The following is a 17,933-nucleotide window of genomic DNA, read 5'->3' on the forward strand; positions in this document are numbered from 1 at the left end:
TCCTCATCGCTCGATCCCGAGACGTTCGAACAGGATAGCCGGCGATACGAAACACATTTCGCCGTTCTTCATGTCGACCGCCACCTGCGACGTCGTGCCGCGGGTGAGTCGCTGCCCGCTCGCCTGGTCGCTGACCAGGTAGTCGATCAGCAGGCGGTTCTCCCATTCGCGCAGTGTCGCTTTGACGATGACACGCTGACCGAAACGGACCGGCTTGATGTAGCGGATACGCATGTCGATCACCGGCCACATGAAGCCGGATTCGCGCATGGCGTCGTAACCGTAATTGAAGCTGTCGAGCAACGCGCAGCGCGCGATCTCGAAATACTTGGCGTAGTGCCCGTGCCAGGCGACGCCGATCGAATCGATGTCGTGGAACGGCACGGTGATGTCGACTTCCGCTTCGAACTGCCTCATGCGGCGACCTTCTGCATACGCTGCCTGACGCGACGGCCGAGCAGCAGCGGCAACCGCAGCAACATGCCGGCGAACAGGCGCGCGTGCATGAGGCTGATGTAGACGTTGTCCTTGAGCAGTTTGAAGTGCGACACGCCGTCGGCGGGATAGGTGACGCGCGTCGGCATGCTGAGGATCGCAACGCCGCTCCAGCTCAGACGCACCAGGATCTCGGTATCGAAATCCATGCGCCGGCCGAGGCGATGCCGGCGCCAGATCGCACAGGTCGGCGCGAGCGGATACACGCGCAGCCCGCACATGGAATCGCGGATCTCGAACGACAGCGTGTTGATCCACACCCACACGTGCGTGAGGTAGCGGCCGTACAGGCGCGAGCGCGGCACGGACTCGTCATACACCGCGTGCCCGCTGACCAGCGCTTGCGGATGTCGCTGCGCCTGCTCCAGCAATCGCGGCACGTCGGCGGCGTCGTGCTGTCCATCCGCATCGATCTGCAGGGCATGCGTGAAACCGGCAGCCAGCGCGGCATCGCAACCCGCCATGACGGCGCCGCCCTTGCCCCGATTCGCCGGCAGGCGCTGCACCGAGACCCAGTCTTCGCGCGCCGCGATCTGCGCCAGCACGCCTTGCGATGCTTCATCCGACCCGTCGTCGACGATGCGGCACGGCAGGTCGAGCGGCTTCAAGGCATCCACGACCTGCGCGATGGCGCCGGGGTGGTTGTAGAAGGGAATGACGATGCAGATCTTCATGCGCTACTGGAACAGCGCACGACCGCCCGAACACGGCTGACCACCGCATCGGTATTCGAACGACAGTTCGCGCGCCGCCGCATCGAACGCCAGTTGCAGCGCCACCGTCGCGCCCGGCTGAATCACGCGCATGAACTTCACTCCCGCCAGCGCACGGAACTGCGCATCGAACGGCACGTGCTGGCGCGCCAGCTCCACCGCCCAGCCGATCTGCACGACACCGGGCAGCAGCGGCACGCCGGGAAAGTGTCCGGCGAAATAACCGAGGTCTGCGGGAACGACGAACTGCAGGTTCAGCCCGTCAGGACGGCGTTCGAACGAGTCGATCTCGGGCAGCAGGATGACGGGCTCGGGCGCTCGCACGACTTGCGCATCAGGCTGCCGGATTGGTCATCAACGCTTCGATCGCATCGACGACGTCGCCGACCGTCCGCACGTGCTTGAACGTCTGCGGCTGGATCTTGCGGCCGGTCAGCTCCTTGAGCTTCAGGATCAGGTCGACGGCATCGATGCTGTCGATGTCCAGGTCCGTGTAGAGATTCGCCTCGGGCACGATCTGCCCGGGCCTGAGTTCGAACAGTTCGACCAGTACGTCACGCAGGTACGTGAGGATTTCTTCGCGCGATTTGGGGGTCACTGACATGTCATCAATTCCGTACTGGCAACGGCACTCGGCCGCTGCATGTCTTGACTATCCTGCGCGCCGTAATAGGCGAGCAGCCACTGGGTCAGCCGGCGCGCCGAGCGCGCAGGCGCTTCGTCGCCGTGTCGGAAGTCGCGCGAGGCGACCGGACTGCCTGCGACCACGTGCATGTGGAAACGCCGCGCCGGCACGCGATACCAGGGATTCCCTTTGAACAGGGTCGGCGGATCGCAGGTGATGGTCACCGGCAGGATCTCGACGTCGGCGGCGAGCGCAATGTGCGCTGCACCACGCTGCATGCGCAACGGCCGTCCGGGCACGGTGCGCGTCCCCTCCGGGAACACCAGCAGCGAGTGTCCGCGCTTGAGCGTCGTCGCACATCCCTCGATCAGTTCTTCCCCGTCCGAGTTCGGAATGTAGCCGGCCCATGATACCGGCCAGCGCAGGAAGGGATTGCGCCAGAGGCCACGTTTTACGATGCAATCGACCGACGGCATCAGGGATACCAGCAGGACGACGTCGATCAGTGTCGGATGATTCGCGACGACCAGCCGTCCCGGTTCGCGCAGGCGCTCGGCTCCCTCGACGGTGTACGTGAGGATGCCCAGCACGCGCATGATTTCCATGTAGAGCCGGAACGTGCCCTGCATGCCGCGCTGGATGCGGCGACGCGCGACGGCCGTGTCCCACGCCGACAGGCGCAGCAGCGGAAACATGGTCAGGCTGATGAACAGCGCGCCGAGCCCGAACAGCACGAACACAAACCCGGTGGCGAACACCCGCCACGCGTGATCGAGCTTGCCGCCCTTTCCCGACATCGACCCCGACATCGATCCGTACCTCTGTCCGCCACTTCGATCGTTGTTTGGCGATCGTTGTTTCGTTGTGTAATCCGCGACGATGAAATCGCGCGATGAGACGGCGGAGTATAGACTGTCGCGCCGCAAAACAGCCTTGGAGACGGAAGCAATAATGTCCGGTCAGACGGCGGAAGAATCGCTCATGGCGCAGCGCCTGGTGCAGGCGCTCGGCCTCGAACACATCGCGCCGGAAGCGATCGCGCCGACCGCGCCGCTGTTCGGCGGCGGCGCGGGCAGTGTCGGGCTCGATTCGATCGATGCCCTGGAAATCGCCCTGATGATCCAGCAGCAGTACGGCGTGGAGCTGCGCTCCGACGATGCTGCCGTGAAATCGGCCTTTGCGTCGCTGCGGTCGCTGACCGGGCACGTCCTGCAACGCCGGACCTGAGAGCGGCGGCGTGAGCAGCGCGCCGCGCACCGCGACCGACCCCGCTACGGACTAGTGCGCGATGTTCTGGCTCGCCCTCGGCTATCCGCTGCTCGCCCATCTCGCCGTGATGCTGCACGACCGGCGGCTCGAATGGCTGGCGCTGGTGTGGCTGCTCGGCATCTCGATCGGCGGCGCACTGATCCATCGCCGGCCGTGGGCCTGGATCGTGCTCATCGCGGGCAGCGCCCTGCTCTACTGGCTCGTCGTCGCAGGCAATGGCCTGTATGCGCTGTACATCCCGCCCGCGGCGATTCCTGCTGCCCTGTTCGCGCTGTTTGCAGGTTCGCTGCGCGCGGGCCAGACGCCGCTCGTCACGCGCATCGCGCGCGCGATGCATGAGGGTCCGCTGCCCGAGGACCTCGTGATCTACACGCGGCATGTCACACAACTGTGGTGCGGCGTCTGCGCGGCACTGTTCGTCTCGGCCGTGCTGCTCGCGCTGTTCGCCGCACCGCCGCTGTGGTCGTTGATGACGAATGTCATTCATTACCTGCTGCTCGGCGCAGTGTTCGTCCTGGAGTATGCGTATCGGCGCATCCGCTTCCGGCATCACGAGCACGACGGCCTGTTCCGGTATCTGCGGCGGCTCGCGCGCACCCGCATCAGGATCTGAGGACGATGCAGGTGCTGCCCTTGCTGGCGACCGATGCGCTCGATGCCCGCATCGCGTACTACGGCGATGCGCCGGTCAGCGCCGGACAGTTCGTCGCTCACGCGCAGCATCTGGCGCAGGCGCTGCCGCAAGCTACGCATGCGATCAATCTCGCCGAGAATCGTTATCACTTCCTGCTGGGCTGCGTCGCCGCGTGGCTGCGCGGGCAAATCATCTTGCTCCCCTCCAGTCAGGCGACGGGCGTGATCGCCGAACTGCAGCGCGACTATCCCGATCATCACGTCATCGACGATGCGAGCGTTGCGCGTCACCTGTCCTCGCGGGAGTCGGCGGCGCCCACGCCCGACTGGCAGCTGCCGGCGGATCGCATCGTCGCCATCGCGTTCACGTCCGGCACGACTGGCCGACCGCAGGCGCATCCGAAAACCTGGGGCAGCCTGTTCCACAACTCGCGGCTCGCGACAGAAGACGTGCTGGGCGGACCGGGATCGAGCGTCGTCGCCACGGTGCCGCCGCAACACATGTATGGCCTGGAGGCGTCTCTGATCGGCGCGCTCAGCGCCGGCTGCTGTCTCTGTGATCGCCGGCCGTTCTTTCCCGCCGACGTGCGCGATGCGCTGCGGCGCATGCCGGCGCCGCGCACACTGGTGACGACGCCGGCGCATCTCAAAGTACTGGCGGAATCGAGCATCGAACTGCCGCCGCTGCATCGCGTGGTCTCGGCCACTGCGCCGCTGACTGTCAAACTCGCACGCCGCATCGAGGCCCGCTGGCAGACGGAAGTGGTCGAGATCTACGGCTGCACCGAAGCCGGCGTGATGGCGCATCGCCGCACCACCGCGACGGAACGCTGGCGCACGCTGCGCGACGGGACGATCGTGCAGGTGAACGGCAACGCCGAATATCGCGCGCCGCAACTGCCGACGGCCACGCCGTTGCAGGACGTGATCGAGCCGCTCGGCGACAGCGAGTTCGTCCTGCGCGGGCGCGCGGGCGACATGATCAAGGTGGCCGGCAAGCGCACGTCATTGCAGGAACTGACGCGTCAGGTGCTGGCCGTGCCCGGCGTCGTCGATGCCGCGGTGTTCGTTCGCGAATCCGAAGAACGTCCCGTCGCGCTCGTCGTCGCGCCCGGGCGCCAGGCCAGCGACATCCTCGATGCGTTGCGACGGCAGATGGAACCGGTCTTCGTGCCGCGACCGCTGCTGATCGTCGAGCGCCTGCCGCGCAACGACGTAGGCAAGCTGCCGCGCGAAGCGCTGCTGCAGTTGCTGAGGCAGGTTCGACCATGAACGACACCCTGATCGGCGAGATCGTCGTGCCGGCGGATCATCCGTCGCTCGCCGGCCATTTTCCCGGCAACCCGATCGTTCCCGGCGTCGTGCTGCTCGATGCCGTGCTGGCCGCGATCCGGACGCAGCGGCCCTGCATGCTGCTCTCGATGCCAACCGTGAAATTCCTGCAGCCCGTGCTGCCTCAGGAACGCATCGAACTGCGCATCGAGTTCACGCCTGACAACGAGGGCACGCTGCGCGCGCGATTCCAGGGATCGCGCCGGCAGTCGCCCGTCTTCGAAGGCACGTTCGTCTTGTCGTGCGGAGCGGCGGCGTGACGGACACACCGCAGCAGGACTGGCGCAGTCACAAGGAACGCAGCACACCGTCGATGGTGCGGCTGATCGTCTGGCTCGCGACGCATTTGCGCCGCTCGACGGTGCGGCCCGTGCTGTATCCGATCGTCGCGTACTTCCTGCTGACGAGCCCGGCGGCGCGACGCGCCTCGCGGGATTACTTGCAGCGAGCGCTGAACCGCGAGCCGCGCTGGCGCGATCACTGGCGGCATTTCTTCGCCTTCGCGAGCTGCACGCTCGATCGCATCTTCCTGCTCTCGAAGCGCTACCAGGAACTCGACGTCGCGGTCGAACGTCCCGAAGCGGTCCGCGCTGCCGTCGCGCGCGGCCAGGGCTGCCTGCTGTTCGTCGCGCACTTCGGCAGCGCCGAATCGCTGCGGCTGATCGCGGTCGATCAACGTCGGCTGCCGCTGTCGATCCTGCTCGACCGCCAGCATGGCCGCATGCTCATGGCGCTGCTGGAAGGACTGAATCCCGAACTCGCCGGCAGCATCATCGATGCATCGCAACGCGGACCGCAGCTCGTACTGAACCTGAAGGAGGCACTGCAGGCAGGACGCATGGTCGGCATCATGGCGGACCGCGCGCTCGCCACCGAACGTGCCGTCGCCGTCGACTTCCTGGGCGGTCGCGCACGCCTGCCGGTCGGACCATGGCAGCTCGCCCATGCGCTGCAGGTGCCTGTGGTGCTGGGTTTCGGCTGCCATCACGGCGGCAATCGCTATACCGCGCATTTCGAACTGTTCAGCGAGTCGCTGCGACTGCCGCGCGAGAATCGGGACGCAGCCATTGCCGACTGCGCCCAGCGCTATGCGCAGCGGCTCGAACATTACGTTCGCATCGCTCCGTACAATTGGTTCAACTTCTACGATTACTGGATTGCATGAAGCCGCTTCCGATCAGCGCCTACACCGTCAGCTCCGCGCTCGGCGCGGGACACGCGGCGCACGCGCGCGCGCTGCAGGCCGGCACCAGCGGTCTGCGCAAGCTGACGTTCGACACCAACACGCTCGACTGCTGGCTGGGCGAAGTGCGCGACTTCGACGTGGCGCTGACCGGATCGCTCGCGCACTGGGACTGTCGCAACCACCGGCTTGCCGAGTTTGCGCTGAACCAGGACGGCTTCCTCGATGCCGTCGCAGCCTGCGTACGTCGCCACGGTGCAGCGCGCATCGGCGTGTTCATCGGTACCAGCACCTCCGGCGTGCATCACACCGAACTCGCCTATCGCGCGCGCGATCCGCAATCGAACGCGCTGCCGGACTGGTTCGTGCATCGCCCTACCCAGAACATTTTCTCGGTCGCGGATTTCGTTGCGCAGCGTCTGGGCCTGGGCGGCCCGTCGTTCGCCATTTCCACCGCCTGTTCGTCGAGCGCGAAAGTCTTCGCCGCGGCACGGCGCGCGATTGCCGCTGGCGCGTGCGATGCCGCGGTGGTCGGCGGCGTCGACAGCCTGTGCCTGACGACGCTCTATGGTTTCAACTCGCTGCAGCTCGTGTCGCCGGACATCTGTCGTCCGGCGGACAGCGCACGCAATGGCATTTCCATCGGCGAAGCCGGCGGTTTCGCATTGCTCGATCCGCACGCCGACGGCGGTTTGCGGTTGCTCGGCTACGGCGAAACCAGCGATGCGTATCACATGTCCTCGCCCGACCCGGAAGGCAGCGGCGCCGCAGCCTCCATGCGCGCGGCTCTCGCGAGTGCGAATCTCGAACCCGCGCAGATCGACTACATCAACCTGCATGGCACCGGCACGGTGGCGAACGATCAGGCCGAAAGCCGCGCGGTCTGCAGCGTATTCGGTACCGCCACGCCCTGCAGTTCGACCAAGGGCTGGACCGGGCACACGCTCGGCGCGGCCGGTATCGTCGAAAGCGTCATCAGCCTGCTGACGATCGAAAACGATCTGCTGCCGCGCAGCCTGAACACGCGCAGCAAGGATCCAGCGATCGAGGCGAACATCCTGCTTGCGAACCGCAGCACGCCTGTCTTGCGTGTGCTGAGCAATTCCTTTGGCTTCGGCGGCAGCAACTGCAGTCTGCTGTTCGGGAAAGCCGCATGAAGCCGGCCACCAAACCGATATTCATCGAAGCGGTCGGACTCGCAGCACCCGGACTGCCGTCATGGCAGCAGGCGCGCGCCGCACTGCGCGGCGAACAGCCCTGCGAGAACACACCGCTGCCACCGCACACACCGGCCCTGCTGCCGGCCAATGAGCGACGCCGCGCGACGCCGGCCATCCGGCTGGCATTTCAGGCCGCTGAAGATGCGATGCAGGGAACCTCGATACCGGCTGCGAACCTCGCGACCGTGTTCGCCTCCTCCGATGCCGATCTCGGCATCATCCATCGCATCAGTCTCGCGCTGACGGCGAGTCCGCGATTCATTTCGCCGACCGACTTCCACAATTCCGTCCACAACGCCGCGGCCGGCTACTGGAGCATCGCCGTCGGTTCGCGCGCGGCCTCGACGACGATCAGTGCCTACGACGGCTCGTTCGCCGCCGGACTGCTCGAAGCGAGCCTGCTGGTTGAGGTCGATGCCTGCGATGTGCTGCTGGTGGCGTTCGATCTGCCGGCGCCGGAACCGCTGCACGCGAAGCGACCGATCGCGCATCCGGTTGCCGTCGCGCTGGTGCTCACGCAGCAGGCGACGGCGAAGACGCTCGCGGCGCTTTCCTGCGCAACGACGATGGAGCCGGAAACATTGCTGCCCGACGCGGCGCTGGAATCCTTGCGTTCGGGCAATCCTGCAGCGCGCGCCTTGCCGTTGCTGCAACGGCTCGCTGCGCGCGACTTTGGTCGCGTGATCCTGCCGAACGCCAACAGCCGCAATCTCGCCGTCGATCTGCACGCGCCATGAACCGCGAGCAACTGCTGCAGCTCATCCCGCACGCCGGCCGCATGTGCCTGCTGGATCGCGTGATCGCGCATTCCGATCGCGACATCGAATGCACGACCGGCACGCATCGCGATCCCGGCCATGCGCTGCGCCGCGACGGACAACTCGCCGCATTGCACCTGACCGAGTACGCCGCCCAGGCCATGGCCGCCCACGGCGCACTGCTCGCCGGCGGCAACGCACAACCCGGCATGCTCGCCGCGCTGCGCGACATCCGCCTGCACACCGACCGCATCGACACGATCGACGCCGACCTCACCGTTCATGCCGTACGACGACTCGCCCAGCGCGACGGCTCGCTCTACGACTTCAACGTACGCGCCGGTGAACGATTGCTGTGCGAAGGCCGCATCGCCATCGCGTTCGGGGTCCTCCTGTAGGTCAGGCTTCAGCCTGACTTCGAAAAAGGCCGGCTAAAGCCGGCCCCACAGGCGATGAGGAGTTTCACACGGAGTTCACGGAGAGCACGGAGTCAAGAGAAAGAATTTTCCACGGGGGACACGGGGAACACGGGGTCTCAGAGAAGAAAATTTTCTTGTCCCCGTGTTCCCCGTGTCCCCCGTGGAAATTCTCTTCTGCTTCTCCGAACTCCGTGCTCTCCGTGCTCTCCGTGTGAAACTCTTCTCCTACCTCTGCCACGCCCGCAGCATCAGCGGCGTCAGCACGGTGGTGACGAGCCCGACGATCAGCAGCGCCGAGAAGATCTGGCCGTCGACCAGGGCGGCGCGGAAGGCGATGCTGGCGATGACGAGCTCCATCACGCCGCGGGCGTTCATGACGATGCCGACGCCCCAGGCATCGTGTTTCGACATGCCCTGCATCCGGCCGACCAGGTAGCCGCTGAGCATTTTGGACACGACGGCGCCGACGATCAGCGCGCCGATGAACGCCGGCTGGCTCAGCGTCTGCAAATGGAACTGCAGGCCCTGGTAGGCGAGGAAGACCGGACCGAACAGGCTCGCGGTAAGCACGTCGCAGGTGCGCTCCAGGCGGTCGAACGATGAATCGCCGATGAGCTCCGGCGTCACCATCATGGCCGCGAAGAACGCGCCGATGGCGAAATGGAATCCCAGCAGTTCGCTCAGTGCGCCGAGTCCGAGCACGAAGAGCAGCACGAAGGCGAGGTTGCCCGACGAGGCGCCGTTCGAAGTCGATTCCACGGGTGCGGCGCGCCGCTTCATCACCTGCACGCAGGCGAACTGCGCGGCGACGATGGCCAGCACCAGTCCAGCCAGTTTGACGAACGCGATACCGACGGCTTCGGTCGCCGGCCGCGCCGAGCCCGACAGTTCGATGAGTACGCCGAGGATCAGGAACACCAGGATGTCCGACAGCAGCGCGCCCGAGACCGTGACGCTGGCGATGCGCGTGCCGAGCATGTTGAAGCCGCTGAGGATCTGCAGCGCCACCGGCAGCGCGGTGACGGCGATGCACAGCGCGACCACGATGGCCGGAATCGACGGCAGTTCGAAAGCGAAGGCCACTGCGCCGCCGACGCACACCGGCACGGCGAAGCCGGCAAACAGCGAGAGCGCGCCACGGCCGCGCAGCACGTCGGTCACGTGCTGCAGCCGCATTTCGAGGCCGGCGGTCAGCACCACGAAGAAGACGGCGATGTCGGCGACGGCGCCCAGCCCCGGTCCCGGGGCGATCCCGCCCAGCACCGACGGACCGACCAGAATGCCGGCGATCATGTGGCCGGCCAGCGCGGGCAGACCGAAACGACGGGCCAGGGTGCCGAGACCATGGGCGAGGCCCAGCAGCAGGAACAGACTGACGATCAGGGACATGCGGTTCTTGTCGTTATCAGTGGGCGCGGCGCGGGCGCGCGATTGTACGATGCCGCTTCCCGCGTCCCGGAGCCGCCAGAATCATGAACTTGCCCCACCGTCGGCGGACCTGCTTTGCCCACACCATGACGGCTGCGTTAAGGGAGTGTCTACCGGCCTGGTCCTGCACCGCCGCGCAGGAAGCAAGTGACTGTTTGGCCTTGCAAAATGATGCTCGCTGACAATTCGACCCCGGCACATACCTGCCCGCCGGAGGCGCGTCCGGAACGGTTGATCCAATCAATGCACAGAGTTGTCCACAAAGGCCCGCCGTCCTCTTTTTCGCTGGCGGCAGAGGCCTGGAGTGAGGCCTGAGTCCGTGATCCTTGCCGTCGCCATCGATACGCCGCTGCGGCGCGTATTCGACTATCGCGCGCCCGCGGACTGGGCCGGTCAGGTGCGGCCGGGGCATCGGGTCCGGGTGCCGTTCGGCCGGCGGCGCATCGTCGGCGTGGTGGTCGAATGCCGGCAGCACAGCGAGGTTGCCGAAGACAAGCTGCGCTCGGCGCAGGGGCTGATCGACGAACAGCCGACTTTCGATCCCGGCCTGCTGGACCTGCTGCGCTGGTCGGCCGACTACTACCGTCATCCGCTGGGAGAAGTCATTGCGGCGGCCTTGCCGGGGCCGTTGCGCCAGGGCGCGCCGGCGATCGCAGAAACCACGCTGTGGCGACTGACCGCCGCCGGTCGCGATCAGGCGCTGGCGGATCTTCCCGCCCGGGCGAAACAGATGCGCGCGGCCGTTCAGGCATTGCTCGACGCGCCGGAGCTGGCGCCAGACGTACTCGATGCCGCGGGCCTGTCGCGTGAAACGCTGCGCAAGCTGCGTGATCGCGGCTACGCGGAACAGTTCACTCGTACACAGATCGCCGCCGCCGTCGCCGCGGCGGCACGGCGCGATGGTCCCGCACTCAACGACGCACAGGCCGCAGCCGTCGAACGCATCCGCGCTTCGCTCGGCACGTTCGTCACCTGGCTGCTGCACGGCGTCACCGGCAGCGGCAAGACCGAGGTGTATCTCAACGCCATCGCCACCGTGCTGGAACGCGGCGAACAGGCGCTGGTGCTGGTGCCGGAAATCGCACTGACGCCGCAGCTCATCGCACGCTTCCGCGAGCGCTTCGACACCGCACTCGCCATCCTGCATTCGGGCCTGAGCGATGGCGAACGGCTGAGCGCGTGGCGCGATGCACGCAGCGGCGCGGCGCGCATCGTGATCGGCACGCGCTCGGCGATCTTTGTGCCGCTCGCACGACCCGGGCTGATCGTCGTCGATGAGGAACACGACAGCTCGTTCAAGCAGCAGGAAGGCTTTCGCTACTCGGCGCGCGATCTCGCCATCGTGCGCGCGCAACGCCTGCGGATCCCGGTCGTGCTGGGATCGGCCACGCCCTCGCTCGAAAGCCTGAATCGCGCCCGCCAGCAGCCCGGTTCGCTGCTGACGCTGCCGCATCGCGCCGCCGATGCGCGTCCGCCGACACTGGCGCTGATCGATCTGCGACGACACGCTGCCGCGCAGGGCATCGCGACGCCGGCGCTCATGGCGATGCAGCGGCATCTCGATGCCGGCCGCCAGGTGCTGCTGTTCCTGAATCGCCGCGGCTATGCGCCGGTGCTGTTCTGTCCAGCCTGCGGCTGGTCCGCGCACTGCAAACGCTGCGACGCGAACCTGACCGTGCATCGCAATTCGACGGCGCTGCTGTGTCATCACTGCGGCTCGCAGCAGTCCGCCGTCGTCGAATGCCCGAGCTGCTTCGCCGAGGTGAAGCCCGTCGGACAGGGCACCGAACGCATCGAGGAAACGCTCGAACGGATGTTTCCGCAGGTGCCGCTGGCGCGCATCGATCGCGACAGCATGCGGCGCAAGGGCGAACTCGAAGAGACGCTGGCGAAAGTCGATCGCAACGAGATCCGGCTGCTGGTCGGCACCCAGATGCTGACGAAGGGTCATCATTTCCCCAACGTGACGCTGGTGGTCGTGCTGAACGCCGACCAGGGATTGTTCAGCACCGACTTCCGCGCCAGCGAACGCCTCGCCCAGACGATCGTGCAGGTGGCCGGTCGCGCGGGCCGCGCCGCACAGCCGGGCGAAGTGCTGATCCAGACCGAGTATCCGGAACATCCGCTGCTCAACCTGTTGCTGAAGGGCGGCTACGACGCCTTCGCCGCGGGCGCATTGCAGGAGCGCGAGCAAGCCGGCTGGCCGCCGTTTTCGCGCATCGCGCTGCTGCGGGCCGAGGCCACGCATTCGGCCGAGCCCCGGAATTTCCTGCAGGCCGCGCTCGCCGCCGCACGGGAACACGGCATTCGCGGCGTCAAATTCCTCGGCCCGGCGCCCGCCCCGATGGAACGCCGCGCCGGCCGGCATCGCGCGCAGTTGTTGCTGCAGGCGGCGACGCACCAGCCGCTGCAGCGCCTGCTGAGCCGCTGGATTCCGCAGCTCGAAGGCCTGCCGGAAGCGCGCAGGGTGCGGTGGTCGATCGATGTGGATCCGGGGGAGTTGTTCTAGGAAAGGCTACAGGCTACAGGCGACTGGCAACTGGCCAGAAGCGGAACACGCGCATTCGGGACCTCTGGCAGTCGCCTGCAGCCTGTAGCCTGTAGCCGCTGCTAGACTGCGGCCTCATTGAACCGCCCCGAACCCCTTCGTGAAATACCAGATCGAAAAGTTGCTACAGGCCGCGCTTGCGACCCTGCCCGCGGACGTTCTGCCCGCCGACATCCGCCCGACCATCACCATCGAGCGTACGCGCGATGCTGCTCATGGCGATTTCGCCACCAACCTGGCGCTGCAGCTCGCCAAGCCCGCACGCAAGAATCCGCGCCAGCTGGCGCAGGCGCTGCTCGATGCGATTCCCGCCAGCGACTTGATCGCGAAGGCGGAGATCGCCGGGCCGGGGTTCATCAATTTCCATCTGTCGGCGGCGGCGTATCAGCAGGAACTGGCGCGCATCCTCGATTTCGGTCCGGTCTACGGCTACAGCCAGCACGGCAGCGGCACCCGATCGCTGGTCGAGTTCGTCTCCGCGAATCCCACCGGGCCGCTGCACGTCGGTCACGGCCGGCAGGCGGCGCTCGGCGATGCGCTGGTGTCGCTGCTGCAGACGCAGGGCTACGAGGTCAGCCGCGAGTTCTATTACAACGACGCCGGCGTGCAGATCCAGAACCTCGCACTGTCGGTGCAGGCGCGTGCGCGCGGCATCAAGCCGGGCGAAGCGGGCTGGCCGGAAGCTGCCTACAACGGCGACTACATCCAGGACATCGCTGACGAATTCCTCGCGAAGAACAGCGTGCACGCGCTCGATGGCGAACCGGTGAAGGCGAACGGCAAGCCCGACGATCTCGATGCGATCCGCAAGTTCGCCGTCGCCTACCTGCGCCGCGAACAGGACATCGACCTGCAGAAGTTCGGCGTGCACTTCGACATCTATTATCTGGAGTCGAGCCTCTACACCGACGGCAAGGTCGAAGAGACCGTGCAGCGACTGGTCGCCAGCGGCAAGACCTACGAACAGGACGGCGCGCTGTGGCTGCGCACCACCGAGTACGGCGACGACAAGGACCGCGTCATGCGCAAGTCCGACGGCACGTACACCTACTTCGTGCCCGACGTCGCCTATCACATCACCAAGTGGCAGCGCGGTTTCCGCAAGGCCATCAACGTGCAGGGCACCGATCATCACGGCACGATCGCGCGCGTGCGCGCCGGCCTGCAGGCCGCCGATCTCGGCATCCCGCCGGGCTATCCCGACTACGTGCTGCACAAGATGGTCAAGGTGATGCGCGGCGGCGAGGAAGTGAAGATTTCCAAGCGCGCCGGCTCGTACGTCACGGTGCGCGATCTGATCGAGTGGGTCGGCCGCGACGCCGTGCGTTTCTTCCTGGTGTCGCGCAAAGCGGATTCGGAGTTCGTGTTCGACATCGATCTCGCGCGCGCGCAGAGCGAGGAGAATCCCGTGTACTACGTGCAGTACGCGCATGCGCGCGTCTGCAGCGTGTTCCGGCAGGCGCAGGAAAAGGGCTTCATGCATGACCGCGAGATCGGCGACAGTCATGTGGCCCTGCTGGTCGAGCCGCAGGAAAAGGCCCTCATTCGCCGCCTCACGTACTTCCCGGAACTGCTGGAGAACGCCGCGAACGCGCTCGAACCGCACCAGGTCGCGCACTACCTGCGCGATCTCACTGCCGATTTCCACACGTACTACAACGCGCACCAGTTCCTGGTCGACGACATCAACCTGCGCAACGCCCGCCTGAACCTGGTCGCCGCCACGCGCCAGGTGATCGGCAACGGCCTGAAGCTGCTGGGCGTATCGGCGCCGGAGAAGATGTAGTGGCGCGCGACTACAAACACAGCAAGCGCAGCTCGGGCGGAAGCTCCGGCCTGTCCGGCGTCGCCGGCTTCGTGCTCGGTCTCGCCTTCGGCCTGGCGGTCGCCGTCGGCGTGTATCTCTACGATCGCCGGCCCGAAGCGCGAGTCGCAAGAGAAGCGGCGCCGATGACGAATGATGGCGAATCATCGAACGGCAAACCGGCCCCGGCCTCGCAGGAACCGGAAACCCAGTTCGACTTCTACGAAATGCTGCCGAAATTCGAAGTGGTCATTCCCGAGAAGGACGGCACATCGACCGCCAGCGGCGCGACCTCATCGGTGCAGAAACCCGGCGCCTACATCCTGCAGGCCGGCTCCTTCCGCAACATGGCCGACGCCGACCGCGTCCGCGCGCTCATCGCCCTGCAGGGCGTCGAATCGAAAATCCAGAAGGTCACGGTCGACAACGACACCTGGCACCGCGTCCGCATCGGCCCGATCACGAACCTGCAGAAACTCGAAGAGACGCGCAGCAAGCTGCGGCAGTCGCAGATCGAGGCGTTGGTGATTCGGGTGGGGGAATAAAGAGTCTCCTGGCAACCAACCCAATCTACTGAACGCTGCTTGAAACCTTACGTCATCAGCTCCCGTAGCGACTTAACGACCCTGAACTGCACTTCTTCGAAATTCCTGAAGTGACGCCGGCCGCATTCGATCTTGAGCTGTTCGATGGGCCGCAGCAGATCGAGAGATACACCTTCCTTGTCACCCGTATCCTTGGTTTCCGCAACGAAGTAGAGCGTCTTGTCGTTGCGATAGGCGAGTGCCCAGTCCGGGTTGTATGAGCCGACCGGCGTTTCGATCACGAACCACGCCGGCAGTTTGATGTAGAACAGCACGTCGTCGTTGGCTTCGCAGGCTTCCACGAATCTGCGCTCCGGGCCGGAGTCAGCGTCGATCACGATGTGCGAGAACAGTGTCTTGTCCAGTCTGTCGATGGCAATGGCATTGGACTCGAACGCCTCCCTCAGATCCTCGCTTTCGAAGCGATGCATCTCGTATATCTGATCGTCGAGTTTCAGATATTCCACGCCGTCCACCAGCAGCTCCCGTTTGACTGCATTGATGACATCGGTCGCGCCCTCAATGAATGCCTGTGGATTGTTCACGGCATCCCCCAGGCGGCCAGACTCCAATAGTACTCGGGCCACCGTCGATCTGGACAACCCCGTCCTGGTCTGTATCTGCCCCACGAAGTCCGGCATCACATAGCGCGCTTCGACCACTTGCGCGCGAAAGCCGGTTTGGACCCCTGACACGCCTGTCTTGTCTACGGTGAGATCGGCGCGAGCCAGTGCCACCTTGGGTCGCTCAAGCACAGGCATCTGCCGCCCGATGCGATGGGCCGCTCTGGCAATCAGGTCATCGGTGTCGTAGTGCACGCGGTAACGTGTGCGCGTGCGGATATGCCCCCACAGTTTGAGGAACTGCGCGTCGGTCTCGTACCCTTTTCGCAGGCGCACCGTAATTTTCTCGCGCTCGTTCTGCACCATCTCCTTCCTGAAGGAGATTCCTGCTTCTTCCATCTCGGCCTGCAGTTGCTTCGCGAAATCTTCGTAGCTCTCGTTGGCGATGACGGTCAGGCGGTTCAGAGCGCGGTCTCGCACGCGCTGGCCCGCTGCATTCACACACAGGCGCAGCCCGCGCCCGATCTCCTGCCGCTTCCTGATCTCTGAGCTGGTCTCCGCCAGCGTGCAGATCTGAAAAACATTCGGGTTGTCCCAACCCTCGCGCAAGGCAGAGTGACTGAAGATGAAGCGCAGAGGTTCGGCGGCCTCCAGCAGGCGTTCCTTGTCTCGCATGATGAGTTCGAACGTGCTGGCTTCTGCCTCCGCGTTGGATTTTCCTTCGCGCGTCTCGAAGGGCGTCACCGTACGCTTGTCAGCGGAGAAGTAGCCGTTGTGCACGAGCGCCGCTTCGAATTCGATCAGACCGGAAAATTCTGGCCTGGTCCGATACTGCTCGTAGATTTCCTCGAACCATTGCCCGAACTTCCCCAGAGATGTACTGCCATCCTCGTTGTAGACCCGGTAGTTCATCACTCGATCGATGAAGAACACCGATAGAACCTTCACCCCCAGGGACTTCAGGCTGGCCTGCTTCTCGAAGTGCCGGCGAATCGTCGCCTCTATCTGCAATCGCAGAACAGCATCGGTGAGCGCGCCATGCGGCTGGCCCTGCCGCACGGTCACATCATTGGCGAAACGCACGAAGCGCTGTTCGACATCGATTTCGTTCACGATGAAGCCATCGCGATAGATCTCGCGCTGATTGGAGAGTCTGTAAAGGTCGTCGCCATTCCTGACCGTGAGCGTTTTCCTGCCGGGGCTGCCGTTCTGGTTGACCCACAGGCTCAGTCTTGCCGCCACCGAGCGCCTACCTGCCCTGAAGCCTTCCACCTCGACATAGGCTTGATTGGCGTCCCTCAACTCGATTACGGAGTCCACGCTGATCTGCTTCACCAGGCCCAGTTCATAGGCCCGGACCGGATCGAGCTTGTAGATGAGGTTGTATGTCTCGCGATGCGTGGCGGAGTAGCGCAGGCAGCACAGCGGGCTCAGGCGCGCGATGGCCTGTTTTCGCAGATCGGTCTCAAGATTCTGCGGTTCATCAAGAATCACGATGGGATGTGCGGCCTGGATGAACTCGATCGGACGCACGCCCGTTTCGCGCACCTGGTTGATGACATTGCCCCTGCTCTTCCTCGCTGTGGCCGAAACGGCGGCTTCCTGGGAGTCCTTGGCGAAGGCGTCGATATTGATCACCAGTATCTGGATGCAGTTGCTCAGGCTGAAGTTGTGGAGCTGATTGACCCGGCTGGAATCGTAAACGGAGAACTCGACGCGCTCGAAGTCGTAGAGCGTCTGGAAGTGATCGTGAGTGATCTGCAAGTTTTTGAGCACGCCCTCGCGAATCGCCACAGATGGCACAACGATCACGAACTTTTTGAAACCGTAGAGTCGCGACAGCTCGTGTACCGTGCGCAGATAGACGTAGGTCTTGCCTGTGCCCGTCTCCATTTCGACAGTGAAGTTGGGGAAGGCGCCGGCGACCTTGCCATCAGCCAGCTCCATCAGGGAAAGCTCGGCGGACTGAGGCAAACCATTGGCCTTCTGTACCGCTCTGACGTTGTCCAGCCATTGTTCGTCAGTGATGACGCGCTGGTTGGCCAGCCCGGTTTCAGTGAGCCTGAGGCTGGACAAGCCCTCGTCTGCCATCGTCACTTCGAACTGCGAAGCAGAAGGTTGCCCGGCGAACAGATCCACGACCGCACGAATCGCATCGAGCTGATACGGCTCATTGGCATCGAATTTGAGCTTCATGCGTGCCGCCTACACGCAGGTGAACTTCACGCCGGCGTCGCGGCACTGAAGATCGAAATTGGTCTTGAGCGGATCGGCGCCGTGAAATACCGAATCGAGCGCTACGATCTCGCGGGGCTTGAGCGAAAGCAGTTCGACACCCGCCGCTTCAGTGAAGCCCTCC

18 protein-coding genes are annotated in these 17,933 nt (G+C 65.0%); 11 read left to right on the top strand and 7 right to left on the bottom strand.

What is annotated here, in order from left to right; translation table 11 throughout:
- Positions 1-3 precede the first annotated feature (3 nt).
- The 5 genes from V7D81_RS09405 to V7D81_RS09425 are packed head-to-tail and all read right to left on the bottom strand — an operon-like array spanning position 4 to position 2,642.
- Positions 4-417, bottom strand: a complete 414-nt coding sequence (locus tag V7D81_RS09405) for an acyl-CoA thioesterase (RefSeq protein WP_324316008.1) — start codon at positions 415-417, stop codon at positions 4-6.
- Positions 414-1,169 (bottom strand): glycosyltransferase family 2 protein, encoded by a 756-nt coding sequence (locus tag V7D81_RS09410; protein ID WP_324316009.1) that lies wholly within the window; start codon positions 1,167-1,169, stop codon positions 414-416. The genes V7D81_RS09405 and V7D81_RS09410 overlap by 4 nt, the downstream gene beginning before the upstream one ends.
- A 3-nt stretch (positions 1,170-1,172) precedes the next feature.
- Complete coding sequence (locus V7D81_RS09415) at positions 1,173-1,532, bottom strand: ApeI family dehydratase (protein ID WP_324316011.1); 360 nt, start codon at positions 1,530-1,532, stop codon at positions 1,173-1,175.
- Between the two features lie 10 nt (positions 1,533-1,542).
- Positions 1,543-1,812, bottom strand: a complete 270-nt coding sequence (locus V7D81_RS09420; protein WP_324316013.1) for an acyl carrier protein — start codon at positions 1,810-1,812, stop codon at positions 1,543-1,545.
- Complete coding sequence (locus V7D81_RS09425) at positions 1,803-2,642, bottom strand: lysophospholipid acyltransferase family protein (RefSeq protein ID WP_324316015.1); 840 nt, start codon at positions 2,640-2,642, stop codon at positions 1,803-1,805. The genes V7D81_RS09420 and V7D81_RS09425 overlap by 10 nt, the downstream gene beginning before the upstream one ends.
- 142 nt (positions 2,643-2,784) lie before the next feature.
- Here V7D81_RS09425 and V7D81_RS09430 point away from each other — a divergent pair, with 142 nt between their 5' ends.
- The 8 genes from V7D81_RS09430 (at position 2,785) to V7D81_RS09465 (ending at position 8,626) form a co-directional block, all read left to right on the top strand.
- Entirely contained in the window at positions 2,785-3,060 is a 276-nt protein-coding gene (locus tag V7D81_RS09430) for a phosphopantetheine-binding protein (protein WP_324316017.1), read from the top strand.
- Positions 3,061-3,121: 61 nt separating this feature from the next.
- A complete protein-coding gene (locus tag V7D81_RS09435; RefSeq protein WP_324316018.1) occupies positions 3,122-3,715 on the top strand; it encodes a hypothetical protein in 594 nt (197 codons plus the stop codon).
- 5 nt (positions 3,716-3,720) lie between these two features.
- A complete protein-coding gene (locus V7D81_RS09440) occupies positions 3,721-5,007 on the top strand; it encodes an AMP-binding protein (RefSeq protein WP_324316020.1) in 1,287 nt (428 codons plus the stop codon).
- Positions 5,004-5,327 carry a 3-hydroxyacyl-ACP dehydratase FabZ family protein gene (locus V7D81_RS09445; protein ID WP_324316022.1) on the top strand — a complete coding sequence of 108 codons (324 nt, stop codon included), beginning with the start codon at positions 5,004-5,006 and terminating at the stop codon, positions 5,325-5,327. The genes V7D81_RS09440 and V7D81_RS09445 overlap by 4 nt, the downstream gene beginning before the upstream one ends.
- On the top strand, positions 5,324-6,232 hold the full coding sequence (locus V7D81_RS09450; protein ID WP_324316023.1) for an LpxL/LpxP family acyltransferase: 909 nt from the start codon (positions 5,324-5,326) through the stop codon (positions 6,230-6,232). The genes V7D81_RS09445 and V7D81_RS09450 overlap by 4 nt, the downstream gene beginning before the upstream one ends.
- Entirely contained in the window at positions 6,229-7,407 is a 1,179-nt protein-coding gene (locus tag V7D81_RS09455) for a beta-ketoacyl-ACP synthase (RefSeq protein WP_324316024.1), read from the top strand. The genes V7D81_RS09450 and V7D81_RS09455 overlap by 4 nt, the downstream gene beginning before the upstream one ends.
- Positions 7,404-8,207: a beta-ketoacyl synthase chain length factor gene (locus tag V7D81_RS09460; RefSeq protein WP_324316026.1), complete on the top strand. Its 804-nt coding sequence runs from the start codon at positions 7,404-7,406 to the stop codon at positions 8,205-8,207. The genes V7D81_RS09455 and V7D81_RS09460 overlap by 4 nt, the downstream gene beginning before the upstream one ends.
- Positions 8,204-8,626 (top strand): hypothetical protein, encoded by a 423-nt coding sequence (locus tag V7D81_RS09465; RefSeq protein ID WP_324316028.1) that lies wholly within the window; start codon positions 8,204-8,206, stop codon positions 8,624-8,626. The genes V7D81_RS09460 and V7D81_RS09465 overlap by 4 nt, the downstream gene beginning before the upstream one ends.
- A 246-nt stretch (positions 8,627-8,872) precedes the next feature.
- Here the strand turns inward: V7D81_RS09465 and V7D81_RS09470 are convergent, their stop codons facing one another.
- Entirely contained in the window at positions 8,873-10,036 is a 1,164-nt protein-coding gene (locus tag V7D81_RS09470) for a cation:proton antiporter (protein WP_324316029.1), read from the bottom strand.
- 358 nt (positions 10,037-10,394) lie between these two features.
- On the opposite strand from V7D81_RS09470, the gene V7D81_RS09475 reads away from it, so the two are divergent.
- From V7D81_RS09475 to V7D81_RS09485, 3 genes are all read left to right on the top strand, one after another.
- Positions 10,395-12,584 carry a primosomal protein N' gene (locus V7D81_RS09475; protein WP_324316031.1) on the top strand — a complete coding sequence of 730 codons (2,190 nt, stop codon included), beginning with the start codon at positions 10,395-10,397 and terminating at the stop codon, positions 12,582-12,584.
- A 139-nt stretch (positions 12,585-12,723) separates the two neighbouring features.
- Positions 12,724-14,409, top strand: a complete 1,686-nt coding sequence (gene argS / locus V7D81_RS09480; RefSeq protein WP_324316033.1) for an arginine--tRNA ligase — start codon at positions 12,724-12,726, stop codon at positions 14,407-14,409.
- Positions 14,409-14,972, top strand: a complete 564-nt coding sequence (locus V7D81_RS09485; protein ID WP_324316035.1) for an SPOR domain-containing protein — start codon at positions 14,409-14,411, stop codon at positions 14,970-14,972. The genes argS and V7D81_RS09485 overlap by 1 nt, the downstream gene beginning before the upstream one ends.
- A gap of 47 nt (positions 14,973-15,019) precedes the next feature.
- On the opposite strand, the gene V7D81_RS09490 is transcribed toward V7D81_RS09485, so the two are convergent.
- Positions 15,020-17,770, bottom strand: coding sequence for a restriction endonuclease (locus V7D81_RS09490; protein WP_324316037.1), 2,751 nt, complete (start codon positions 17,768-17,770; stop codon positions 15,020-15,022).
- Positions 17,771-17,933 lie beyond the last annotated feature (163 nt).

Origin of the sequence: Povalibacter sp., from assembly GCF_036735925.1 — a bacterium.
Classification (GTDB): Bacteria; Pseudomonadota; Gammaproteobacteria; order Steroidobacterales; family Steroidobacteraceae; genus Steroidobacter.

Bases quoted from the DNA above. Each gene is read 5' to 3' on its own strand.
- V7D81_RS09405 (WP_324316008.1), bottom strand. From the start codon at position 417: ATGAGGCAGTTCGAAGCGGAAGTCGACATCACCGTGCCGTTCCACGAC.
- V7D81_RS09465 (WP_324316028.1), top strand. From the start codon at position 8,204: ATGAACCGCGAGCAACTGCTGCAGCTCATCCCGCACGCCGGCCGCATG.
- V7D81_RS09460 (WP_324316026.1), top strand. From the start codon at position 7,404: ATGAAGCCGGCCACCAAACCGATATTCATCGAAGCGGTCGGACTCGCA.
- V7D81_RS09430 (WP_324316017.1), top strand. From the start codon at position 2,785: ATGTCCGGTCAGACGGCGGAAGAATCGCTCATGGCGCAGCGCCTGGTG.
- V7D81_RS09420 (WP_324316013.1), bottom strand. From the start codon at position 1,812: ATGTCAGTGACCCCCAAATCGCGCGAAGAAATCCTCACGTACCTGCGT.
- V7D81_RS09455 (WP_324316024.1), top strand. From the start codon at position 6,229: ATGAAGCCGCTTCCGATCAGCGCCTACACCGTCAGCTCCGCGCTCGGC.
- V7D81_RS09445 (WP_324316022.1), top strand. From the start codon at position 5,004: ATGAACGACACCCTGATCGGCGAGATCGTCGTGCCGGCGGATCATCCG.
- V7D81_RS09470 (WP_324316029.1), bottom strand. From the start codon at position 10,036: ATGTCCCTGATCGTCAGTCTGTTCCTGCTGCTGGGCCTCGCCCATGGT.
- V7D81_RS09440 (WP_324316020.1), top strand. From the start codon at position 3,721: ATGCAGGTGCTGCCCTTGCTGGCGACCGATGCGCTCGATGCCCGCATC.
- V7D81_RS09490 (WP_324316037.1), bottom strand. From the start codon at position 17,770: ATGAAGCTCAAATTCGATGCCAATGAGCCGTATCAGCTCGATGCGATT.
- V7D81_RS09425 (WP_324316015.1), bottom strand. From the start codon at position 2,642: ATGTCGGGGTCGATGTCGGGAAAGGGCGGCAAGCTCGATCACGCGTGG.
- V7D81_RS09435 (WP_324316018.1), top strand. From the start codon at position 3,122: ATGTTCTGGCTCGCCCTCGGCTATCCGCTGCTCGCCCATCTCGCCGTG.
- V7D81_RS09410 (WP_324316009.1), bottom strand. From the start codon at position 1,169: ATGAAGATCTGCATCGTCATTCCCTTCTACAACCACCCCGGCGCCATC.